We start from the raw sequence: 12,131 nt of genomic DNA, 5'->3' as shown, positions 1-12,131 counted from the left end.
GTTGAGCTTGGATTTGAACACGTACCATTCGATCATTTCCTCTGCCCTGCAAAACAATGCTTATACGCTGGACATTAGCAGGCTGCAGTCCGAAGCGCTGACCAAGCAGGCTTCACTTTATTTTCCAAATAACGTGATCAGCCTGTCTGCTGCATCCGCCGAGGCTCCGGGTGAACAAGCGATTTATTCGGTGCTCGGAACCAATGCGTCGCCTCCCTGGGCCGGGGCACGGATCCGGCTGGATTTCTACTTTAAGCTGGAGCAGCCGCAGCTGTGTCTGACGGCCTCGCTGCCGGGAACATGGAAGCTGACCGACAGCTTTCCTGAAATGGCGGGCAATGCATTTGCGGCACTCAGCTTTGCAAGCTCCCCGTCAGCCAAGTTCGTGCTGCTGCTGGATCCAAATGGGCCGGAAACGCCAGCCCTTGCGTTTAGCGCCGTACTTGATGCAAGCCAGATGACAGGTGGGCTGTCCAGTCTGCTTCATGTGGAGGCGATGCCGCTTACCGGTTCTATCGGCCTAGACAAAGGGGGGGCGGAAGTCAACACTTTTGCGATAACGGGGCCTGTCATTCCGAATATAAGTCTTGGCATTGGATCGATAGACAAGCTGTCGGTAACAGTAGGCTGCAACTTTGTCTATAGAGTTTTTCAGGGGACCTACATTCCTTTTCCATTTATGTATCTGTCGGGGAGCATTCCTTTTCACTATTCGCAGGATGGCAAGGAAGTGCAGGGGGAGCTGCCGCTTTCCGTAGAAATTTTCGATTTTGAGAGCGACTATCGATTTTCGGCCGACTTGACCGACGCCCTGTCTGCAACGGAAGCGCAAATGGCTTCCCTGCTGAACGGGATCAGCCCGGTTTCGCTGCTTCCATCGGGTCTGAAGCTGGAGAATATGCTCCAGGTCCGTGATTTTTTTGTCGATCTGAATCCGTCCGACAGCCCGCTGGTTGCAAGAGTGGGCATAGATATCGAGAGTGCCGCCTCCTGGACGATTCTTCATCTAGATGCGTCTAACCAGGATCTGAGCGTGAAGAATCTCAGGTTTTCTTTCCGCTTAAGCGATCCATTCGGTGCCAAGAATCCCTGGATCGGTTTATCCGGCACCCTGGAGCTGGGGAAGAGCGGAGGATTACATATCGCGGCAGGCTTCCGCCCCAATGATTCGTCCTATACGGTTCAAGGCACGCTTGCTGAGGGGAAGCCGCTTTTCTTCCAGGAAATTGTCGCTGCTTTTATCGGGGAGGACGATGCAATTCCTCCGATCGAACTAACGCAGTTATCCTTTTTGCTATCCGATCAGGCTTATCATTTGGAGTTTCAACTGGATGATGTCTGGACGTTCAGCCACATTCCGATCGCGATCGAAGAAATCGGGTGTCTCCTCGACCATCAGCCGGACGGCATTACTTTGAAGCTGAATGCGGTTATTCATTTTGCCGGGTTGGAACTGGATCTGGGGGCTGATTACGATTCATCGCAAAAGTCCTGGACTTTTAAGGCATATACAATTGAGTCTGCTGTACTCGGAACCATTTTGGATGGAATCGAGAACTTATTTAACGTCAAAGCCGAATTTCCGGATTACATCCGGAGCCTGATGATTGACCGGCTGGATATTGAGTTTACAACCTCTGGCCAATTCACGTTTCTGATTGCCGCCCAATTTCCGGTTACCGATTCGGGCGATACCGTCTCATTCAGCTTTCAAGCGGATCTTGAATACGACGGTACAACAGGATACAGCGGCAGTGTGAGCAGCTCGATTAACATTTCGCTGAATCAAAGCAATTCTTCACTAGCATTCGAAGTCGATTTTGTGGAGATGGCGGAACAGAAGCTGTTTATCGGAGAGTATACTTCGAGCCAGACGGCAAGTATCTCCATACACGACCTGGTTGGCTGCATTTCCTGCGAACTCGCAGCGCCTATTCCCGAAAGTCTGAATGTGGAGCTGCAGGATGCGAAATTTGTATATTACGAGGACCAGACTGGCCCCAACTTTTTGTTTGGTTTGGGCCTTGGATCAGCGCTTAACTTGTCCAATCTGCCGCTGGTGGGCAAAGAGCTGCCTGTAGAGGATACGGTTTGTGTCCAGAATTTGCAGATTGTGTTTGCCAAAGCGGCATTTACGCAAGCTCAAGCCGGGCTTATCAATCCGCATTTTAAGGGAAGCGTAAAGCCGCTGCCCGCAGGTGGAGTGGCTGCCAGACTAAGCTTTGGTGCGGAGCTATTGCTTGGAAGCGCAAAGCAGACCGTTTCGCTTGAAATGGACAGCCCAGCGATTCAGGGCGGCGGGGCAGTAGATGACGCTGAATTCGCTGGCTTACTCACTGGCTTGCATTCTGCGACAGCGGCGGGGGATTTCGCCGCGGAATCAGCTGCTTCAGCAGCCTCCAACGCAAAATGGATCAATGTTCAGAAATCGTACGGCCCCGTTACGTTCAACCGGATTGGCATCAGCTATGCAAACAGCTCGCTTTGGTTTCTGCTGGACGGGCAGCTGGCCTTTTCAGGGTTGACGATCACTTTGACCGGCATGGGGATCGGTTCGCCGCTCGCTTCGTTCAGGCCAGAATTTCAGCTTACCGGTCTAGGAATTGAATACAATCAAAGTCCGATTGAAATCGGCGGATCTTTCGCGGAGGTACTGCCGCCGCCCGACGGGACGGCATTTATGTATGAAGGAGACGCTGTTCTTCGCGCGGCCAGCTTCTCGCTGAGCGCCTTGGGTTCCTACGCGCAGATGAATGACGGTGAGCCGTCGATGTTTATTTTTGCGCAATTGGAAGAACCTCTTGGCGGGCCCCCGGCCTTGTTCATAACTGGCCTGTCGGCGGGGTTCGGCTACAATCGGACACTGGCCGTTCCGAAGCCGGATGATGTATTTGCGTTTCCGCTGCTTGCGCTTACCTCGGACAGTGGTCCGAAGCCGGCCATGGCGGACGTGCTTCAGCAGCTGGAGGGCAGGAAGGATTATGCCCCCGGCAAGAGAAAAGCGTGGATCACCCCGTCGATCGGCGAATACTGGCTCGGCGTTGGCGTGGAATTTTGGTCTTTCGAGCTTCTTCATACCCGTGCGCTGCTGATCGGCAAATTCGGCCGGGAGCTTGCGCTTGCGCTATTGGGGCTGTCTTCGGTCCGCCTTCCGCAAGCGGGCGATGAAATCTATGCGTATATCGAGCTGGAGCTGGAAGCGGATTGGAAACCGGCAGAAGGCTTTTTCGGACTGACGGCCATGCTGACACCCAAATCGTTTGTGCTGGATCCACAGTGCCGCCTGACCGGAGGCTTTGCCTTTTATTTATGGTATGAAGGCGAAAGGGAGGGGCAGTTTGTCATCACTTTGGGTGGTTACCACCCGAGCTTTACTGCTCCTGATTATTACCCGAGCGTCCCCCGTTTGGGACTGCATTGGGCGGTCAGCGACAAAGTTTCGATTGGCGGGGACTTGTATTTTGCTTTGACTCCTGGAGCGGTGATGGCTGGAGGCGGGCTGCAGGTTCTTTTCCATGACGGTGATTTGAAAGCCTGGTTTACGGCACAGGCTGACATGCTGATGACGTTTCATCCTTTTCATTATGACGTTGACATCAGCATCAGCATCGGGGTTTCCTATCGGGTGGATTTTTGGTTCGTGTCCAAAACATTCTCCGTAGAGCTGGGCGCATCCCTTGTGTTATGGGGTCCATCCACTGGCGGAACCGCCCATATTCACTGGTGGGTGATCTCATTTTCGGTCAGCTTTGGAGCGGATCGAAGCAACCAGAATCGTACGCCGATTGCCTGGTCCGAATTCAAGCGTCTGCTACCGGACCTGTCAACCGTTTGCGGTATTGTCGCAAATACCGGCGTGGCTGGTTCCGCTAAGGACGAGAATGGGGAGACCGTATGGCTGGTCCGAACGGACCGGTTTCAATTTTCAACTCAGACGGCAATCCCGGCCGGTTGTTTTACCCATGGATCAGCCAATCAGTCTGTTCCCGATCCGCTCCATCCAGGCGGCTACACCACCCAAATTCGCCCGATGAATCTGACGAATGTGGATTCGGTTCACCGGCTCGTGGTATGGAAGGATGGTACCGAGCACGACGTGAGCGGCTGGTCCATCGTTCCTTATCAACGAAACATGCCATCGGCACTGTGGGGAATGCCGCTTAAAGACCGGTCCGGACAATTTGTGCTGAATCCACAGGTTCCTTCGTCGGACACGGTTCAGGATGTCCCGTCTGGACTCATGGTAACTCCGCCAGAGCCTGCCCTCGGAACATCTAACGGGGAACTTTCCGCGGAGCTGCTGGCCTATGACGAGCTGGCGCCTGACGGCCCATTGCCGCTGCTTCCGGATTCCCAGCCTAGTAACGAGTATGAGCCCATTGCAGCGGCGGATACCCCTGATGCAATCGCGGAAATTATGCAGGAAGCGGCAGCGAACAGAACGGCTATTTACAATGTTCTTAGCGCCTGGATGGTGTATGACGGAACCAATGACACGCTCGATCTGCTTGCGGGCAGTGCGGAAAGCTTGTATGCGAATTCACCCATGGTTTTAAACAGACAGGGAGGGGCCGAACGTTGAGCGACAATTTGGGTTTAGGCAACATTCGTTTCTATGATAATTATTTGCCGGGACTGGCTTCAGGAAACTACACCATTCAGGTCAAGCATGAACTGGGTGGGCTGGGATTGACGGATGAGGAACAGGAAAAATTGACGGCAGTGCAGGAGGTAGTAGTAATTGCTCCCCAATTTGCGCTGGATGATTCGGAGATTCACAGCCTCGTACCGCCAGCCGGAAGCGCCGGCCCATATGCCGATGAGCTGCCCCATGTGGTGCTGAACCGACGGGTGCTGCCGTGGGAAAGAGCCATGGACAATCCAGGGGTTCCCTGGATGGCGCTGCTCGTACTCCAGCAGGATGAACTGATTCGGGGTTCCGAAGACAAGACTGACGCAGAGACGTTGGCGATCCGCACAACGATTTCAGAATTTCTGCAGCTTGGAAAAGACGGCGACGTTTATATCCCTCCCGCTCTTGTAATGGACGACAACCTAAAGGGTACCGAATCCATTTATTACATCCGCATGTCGGGAGAGCAGTTCACCTTGCTGATGCCTACCCTGGAAGAGCTTCCCTATTTGGCGCATGTCCGGCATTTGAACCCTGACGACAAGGCGGGTGCCAATGGGGACGAAGAAGCGGGCTGGTTCGGCGTCATAACGGCCAACCGTTTTCCGGCAGCGGACAAACAGCGAGCGGCAGGCATTCAAAATATCGTTCATCTTGTCTCGCTCGAAGGCTGGAGTCCGGTTTTGAAGCAAGGTGCCTCCATCCCGCAACGGGATGTCGCGCTGGTTTCGCTCGCCCGCTGGTCGTTCCACTGTCAGGCGGACAGCGAGGCAGACTTTGAAGGGCTGATGAAAGGTCTGACTTCCGGACATGGACAGGAAGGGGACGCAGCGGGCTGGAATTTGCTTCGGCTGCCACAGGCCAGCAGACAAGCAGGGAACGATCCGGCAAGTCAGGAGGCTTTTGGCAGGCTGAAAAATGGCTTCGTTCCTCTGTCCTACCATACCCGGAGCGGGGAGGAGACGTTTGCCTGGTACCGGGGGCCGCTTTCGCCGGCAGCCCCGGCGCGAATGGACAAGCCGCAGCCGTTTACCACGGCCGATGCAGCGCTCATTTACGACCGGAAGAACGGCGTCTTCGACACTTCGCTCGCATCGGCTTGGCAAATAGGGCACAGTCTTGCTCTGTCCGACGCTTCATTCAGTCGGTTGCTTCTGGAATACCGCCGCCGCTGCCATCGCATCACGGATCAACTGTACGCTGCGCTTGAGGCAGCCGGAGAAACGGCGCCAGCTGATCTTGCAGAGCTGGTTCAATCGGGCGGTTTGGCCAAGGCTCTGCTGGCAGTGCTGGATTCGACTTTACTTCAGTGCATCGGGAGTGGCGAGATTAAGGCTTCTGCCAATGCCGGAACTGACTCCCGGCGGAAGGCGGTCTTCTTGCGAAAGAACGTAAAACGTCTGCTAACAGAGAATCCGGCAGATGTGCTGAAATCGTTTATGACAAGGCCCGATGTACGGGCCGCAGTGACGCAATTAACGCGAGAGGATCTGGAGCCGGTCGCGAAGTGGATGGCGCATAAAATGCTGCTCTATGATGTGCCATTCTACCACCTTGTGCCTGATGAGCGGATGCTTCCGCAAGAGTCGCTTCGTGTCTTCTATTTGGACCAGAACTGGACGGAGGCGATGCTGGATGGAATGACAAGCATTGGCCTAAGCAGCAGCCGGGACTCTCTTTTCCATGAACTAACGAAAGATGTCATCAAAGATGCCGTTTCAGCTGCCCTTTTGCATATCCGAAACGGGGGTTCTCCCGCGCAAGGCACAGGAAGCGCGTTTAATAGTGATTCGGGCTTGATCTGCGGATTTCTGCTTCGATCTTCGGTGGTAGACGGCTGGCCGGGCTTAACCGTTCGCGCTACAGACAGCAAGGGGGAGGCAGTAAGTATTGTCCGTCTGGATCACTTGTCCTCCACCGTTCTGCTTTGCCTGTTTCAGGGGGTTCCGGAGCGGATCGAGTTTACGGAGCCACAGGAAGGATTGCAGTTTGGGCTTTCGCAGGAAGGAAAAATCTTTCTGAGGAGCGTGGTATCCGGCAACACGGCACATCCATTTGGAGCCCAGCTGGATGAACAGCTGAACGTCAGGGATCGGTTTGTACGCGGAAGCCGTGTTTTGGATCTTCGACCCGATAAGGCAACCGGCCTGGTTCAGACGGCCGCTGAAGCGATCCGGCAAAAGCTGAATCTGTCCTCACTGACGCTGACTCCGTCGGATTTCGCTTTGCAAATCGTGAAATCACCGGAGCGAATGGCCTTTGTCTCGCAAGGGAGCTCCCCGACTAAGCACGAACAGGAGGTCAACCATGTCTGATCCGATACTGATTGTCCCTATTGGAGTTAACGCTTTGGCGGTTAACGCCAGCGTCGTATCCAACCAGCCGTTCCGCCGTTGGCCGCAGACCTATATCACACTCTCAGAATTCGGCAGCTCGGAGCCGAGCCCGTCTTCGATTGAACCTGGGATACCTGTCAGCCAGGGCGTATATTTGCATTGGTCTTTGCCGGATGCGTTAAAGCATGGCATTCAGGACCCTGTGACGCGGGAAATCCGTTTTCCGAAGACGCCAAACCGTTGGCTGATATTGAGACAAAGCGCTTCCGGAGACAAACGTTCGCTCAGAGCTTTTGTCATTGAAAGCGATGCTCCAGGCGATGAGGAATCCAGCAATTATATGTTTGATGCTGCTACGATAGCCGCCTGGAAGCTCAGCAAGGACCCGGCTCGCAGAAACGCTGCAGACAAGCTGAATCCGGCTGAGGGAGAAGCGGTCTGCGGACTACTGGGACAATCCTATAACCTGGAGCAGTGGACGGAGAAAGGGATAGAGGAGCTGTTTGTCACAGCCGTATCCCCGGGCAATGCCTTATTTTCGGCCTATCAGCCGCATTGCCAAAAGGTATTTTCCTTTCGTGACAAGCTTGAAGATCTGGCAGGAGCAAGCCAGTTGAGCTATACGGTTATTGGCTGGTACTCGAACAACGCCGAAGACCCGGTCGTGAAGTGCCGAATGGAGCTATCCGGCGGAATCACGCCGCAGGAAGCGTATGCTTCCTGGCTCGCGGCGAACGGGTGGAAGGTGCAGGAAACGGGTGATGGAATACTTCCCGCCGGAAGCCTTTATCAAGGGGTAGTGCTTAGTCTGGAATGGAATCCTGATGCGGAAATTCCGACGATCAAGGAGCACTATCAGAATGACGACGGGAACAACATTCATATCTCGGTCGGAAATACCTCCATTGATGCCTTCATAGCCCTTGTGCAGCAGCAGTTGGAAGACAGTGCAAGAGATGGCGAAGCCGATGCCAAACAAATACTGGGAGGCCTTTCCAATGCCGCCGATCTGCTTGAAGCCTTTCAATATGATTTGCTGCATGTGGCAGACCAGCCGGACGGCTGGAATCAGTTGGACCATCGAATCCGGCAGGAATGGTTCGGCTCGAAAGCGGGGGGATACCGCTGGATTATTGTAGATTCGGATGATGCGCCGGCGCAAGCACTGTCTCCCGCAGCCATAGAGGTACGCAGGCAGCAGGAGAGCTGGCTGGCAGATCTGAACAATGTGCAAGCCGCTTATGATCAAACGCTGAATGAGCTTTACAGCGAGCAGTGGCAGCTCTATGCCATATGGTGGAAGCAGGGAAAATACAACAGCTATCCGTCTTTCAGCAAGCCGGGGGGCGTTACCCCCGAACAATTCGCCAAGGCGCTGGCTCCGAAGGATGATGCTTCCTATAATCCTACTGAGCCGCCGGGCCCGTCCAATATTTACAGTATTCCGGCCAGGGTGGCGAAGCTGATGAACAAGCTGAATAAAGAACTTGCCCCCAAGCTGCCGCTACCGGTTTACAGCAGCGGCAAATCCACGCCTGAAGAAGCGCTGGCTGCCGGCATTGCCTCTTTCGAAGACGCCAAACGGAAGCAGGGCATGCTGTCCGCGGGACGGCGTCTGAAGGCGATCCCGCATGCCAGATACTGGTCGGCGAACGACCCTGTCGTTCTGATCAGAGGTGCGGGGAGCACAGCACGTATTCCGGATAAGGAAGACAGGCTGGCCTGCCGCTATACGGGTCAAACCGTACAGGGCGTCATAGCCGGGTCAACTAAAGTCACCGCGGCTGATCTTGCTTCGGAACTTCCGGTCCTGCCGCTGTCCCGGGACACGCTCGCCGCGTCGATTCAGGGTGATTACATATCGGCCGGTACAGCGGCGGCATTGACAGATACCCTTAACGCTCTAACCGTGGAGTGGTTTTTCCTGGATCCGATGAACGCCCCCGTCATGGCTGTGCAGCAACCCGAAATCACTCCACAGTTGGTGGCTTCCCATAATCCGGAACATTTTCAAGGAACGCTGCCGGCCATTCTGCCCGGCGTTTGGTCGCGACCTTGGAACCCGTTTATGCTCAAATGGGTAGTGAACTGGTACCCGATTCCTTATGGCGTTTCTGATGGAGGAACGCCGAACTGGAGGTTTGACGGCACGGACTACCGCTTTACAGGCACCGCCGGGCATGCGGATTTTCAAACGATTGGGGGGGATGTGCTGCTTACGCCGCAAACCTCATATCTGTTCAGAAACCGCATTGCCAAGCTGGCCGCGACGCAGTCCGACGCGGATTCCAAACTATTGGACGAGCTGGATAGCTACATCGAGCAAATCGACAAGTGGGATTTCATATCCCAGAAGCTGTCGGGATTTGCTGAACAGCTGTCGCTGCGGGACATTCGGACTCAGCTTGCGCCGGATCAAAACTTGACTTTCCAATTTGCAGATGGCAGCAAAGCTTCATTAAGCGATTTGGTCGGCGATCAGGTCCGCCAGCTGCCGTATCTTCATTCTTCCGGCGACTCAGCAGATTTCCAAGCCACACGGCAGGGTCAGTTTTATTTTTCATATCTGGCGGTTTATGATGCTTTCGGCCAAATTCTTGATATCATCGGCGATTCAGGGCTTTCCTCTTCCGATAAGTTTACGCCCATAGTGGCTGAAGGGATGAAGCCGGATCACCCGATCGAGGACGTGAATCCTGCAAAATTTGTGCAGCTGCCGCCCAGATTGATCCAGTACAGCCGGCTTCATTTTAATTTCATGGATGCCGCAATCCCGGATCTGTCCCTGGATATAGATCCGGAGATTAACCCGATCGCAGGCTGGCTGCTGGCCAATCATCTCGACAGGTCTATTTCCCTGTACGACGGCCAGGGGAAATCCATTGGCGAATTGGTCAAAGTGGTCGGACAGGGCGGGAAGGAGCAGCTGATACTTCGTTTTTCTATCAGGGGCGATTATGCTTCCATTTCTGATGTAGAGAAGAAGGCGCCGGAATTGGCGAAAGTGGCAAGCAGTCTGCTGACCAAAGACACCCGTGCTTTTGACCAGCTTCTTGCGGTTATCGACAAAGCGCTTTGGATGGTTGATCCGCCGGGAAGCGCACAAAGCCGGAACTTGTCTATATTGACAGGACGGCCTCTCGCCCTGGCCCGGGCAGAAATTCGACTTGAGCTGGATGGATTTCCGCTCGCGGATCCCGGTTGGAGAGCGACGTTTAATCCGCCGGCGCCCACATTTACGCAAAATGATTATGAAATCCGGCTCGGGGATCCGGACATTCGCCAGGATGGCTTGATCGGCTATTATGCAAATGGCGACTATGATGTCTTTCACTGCGTGGATACGGCTGAAGCTCAGGAAGAACAGGAGTCCTATCTGCAGCCTATTGGGCCGGGTGGTTTTTTAAAGCTCCGTTTTGACGGGCAAACAGCCATAAGTTTGCTCATGCTCATGGATCCGTGGTCCGTTGTTCATGCCGTTAGCGGGCTGCTGCCGGTACAGACGCTTCAGCTCCCCTCCGGGCTGGTAGATTCATGCTTAAGCAGGTTGAGTATTCAGTTCTTCACCGGACCGCTAATTACGGAGATCGGTCTTTCACCCGTTTCGAGTTCAGGAGACGATTCGCCGAAGTTTTCCATGACCATGCCTGTACCGATCGAAAAAGGCGGGCAGTGGCGCTGGCTCGAGAAAGCCGCACCTTCCTCGGGAACGCCCGTGCAAACCTTTGGCCTTTCTTCCAGTCAGGAGAAGGCGGAGCTGAGCAGCAGCCCCAAATCGCTGCGCGAAGGCGTTTTACAGTTTAGGCTTGGGGATGAATCCGATCAATAAACCAATGAAATTGGAGGAACAGCAATAATGGCTAACGAATCAAATTTACCGCTTCTGCAGTACACCATCACCACGGTCCCGGATCCGCTTCGGGCGGGAGGAGCATCGGCACAGGAATACGGCATGCTTTATCTCATGATAACGTCTCAGGATAACCATGATGTCTATTGCCGGGAAATCAATGTCTATATTCCTGCCGGGGTACTTAGCCAAAACGATGCCTTCAATCCGAACGTTAACACGGCAAAGTGGCAGGGGCTGTCAAGAACGATCGTAAAGCCCGTGGCCATTGGCCGGAAAGGGCCGTTCGATTTTGTGCCCATTCATTTTGAATGCACCGATCCGAGCAATTATTTGATCAATTATCCGCTTGTGCTTACAATCGGCATCGAGCAGGTGACGCAGAACGTGGGCAGCATCCAGCTGTATATTGAAGAAATATCAAGCACAAGCACTTCAGACAGCTATAAGGAGCGCAACAAGTCGTTTTACGTTCCGGTAGCGGCCCCTTCCTTTTTCCTGCGTAATTTTACGGCCAGTCATTATGATAGCACCAAACCGGAGCGAATTCCGGCAGGTAACTTTGCGAACGGGGAACCTATGGTTCTCAGCTGGGAAGGGGGTGCCGATGAATTTACGGTAACGACGGCAGCGGATGCAAATCCCTTATACACCGGAAAAAATACCTCTGTGATCCTTAGCGGCGGGCTGAATCAAACGACAACGTTTACGCTTACGGCTTCATACAAAGATACAACCCGAAGCGAGACCCTGTATTTGTACGATAATTTAACGGTCCATATCACTAATGCCGATGATACGCCAAATTCCTTGAATGTGAAGGGAACCGTATCAGCTTCCGGATTCAGCGGGATGGGAGCGTTTGTCCCGGGCATGATCATGATGTGGAGCGGCGACGAAAAAGAAATTCCAGTCGGCTGGGCTTTGTGCAACGGCCAGAATGGAACCCCCGACTTGCGGGACCGGTTTATTATCGGGGCCGGGCATTTATATTCGGTTGGCAAGTTTGGGGAACCCGATCAGCATGTGCATACTTTGGTTTTTGACAACCAGGATCCACCGGTAAGCACCACCCAAGCGGGAAACCACACTCATGGCATCCCCTCAGGATGGTATGCCAATACGGCCAGCAGCGGCCGAGGCAGAACAATTGTCGATAGACACAGCCAGCCGGTGGACGGTAATACGCAAACCCAGGCGGCGGGCGCTCATTCTCATAATGTCACAGGCAAGGCGGTGACCGGTTTGTCTTCCGGAGAAAACAAGCCCAAATGGTATGCCCTCTGCTTCCTGATCTATAAGGGACATTGAG

The 12,131-nt window shown here is 54.0% G+C and carries 4 protein-coding genes; all 4 read left to right on the top strand.

Features of this window, described 5'->3' with window-relative positions:
• The first annotated feature begins 1 nt into the window (after window position 1).
• From K7397_RS01580 to K7397_RS01565, 4 genes are read left to right on the top strand one after another with little or no spacing between them, the layout of a single operon-like run.
• Window positions 2-4,582, top strand: a complete 4,581-nt coding sequence (locus tag K7397_RS01580) for a DUF6603 domain-containing protein (RefSeq protein WP_223066188.1) — start codon at window positions 2-4, stop codon at window positions 4,580-4,582.
• On the top strand, window positions 4,579-6,948 hold the full coding sequence (locus tag K7397_RS01575) for a hypothetical protein (protein ID WP_223066187.1): 2,370 nt from the start codon (window positions 4,579-4,581) through the stop codon (window positions 6,946-6,948). The genes K7397_RS01580 and K7397_RS01575 overlap by 4 nt, the downstream gene beginning before the upstream one ends.
• On the top strand, window positions 6,941-10,798 hold the full coding sequence (locus K7397_RS01570; RefSeq protein WP_223066186.1) for a hypothetical protein: 3,858 nt from the start codon (window positions 6,941-6,943) through the stop codon (window positions 10,796-10,798). Before K7397_RS01575 ends, K7397_RS01570 begins: the two co-directional genes overlap by 8 nt.
• A gap of 27 nt (window positions 10,799-10,825) precedes the next feature.
• A complete protein-coding gene (locus K7397_RS01565; RefSeq protein WP_223066185.1) occupies window positions 10,826-12,130 on the top strand; it encodes a phage tail protein in 1,305 nt (434 codons plus the stop codon).
• Window position 12,131: the final 1 nt, after the last annotated feature.

The organism is Paenibacillus caui, assembly GCF_019904135.1.
Lineage (GTDB): Bacteria > Bacillota > Bacilli > Paenibacillales > Paenibacillaceae > Fontibacillus > Fontibacillus caui.
This window is presented reverse-complemented; position numbering and strand designations above follow the sequence as displayed.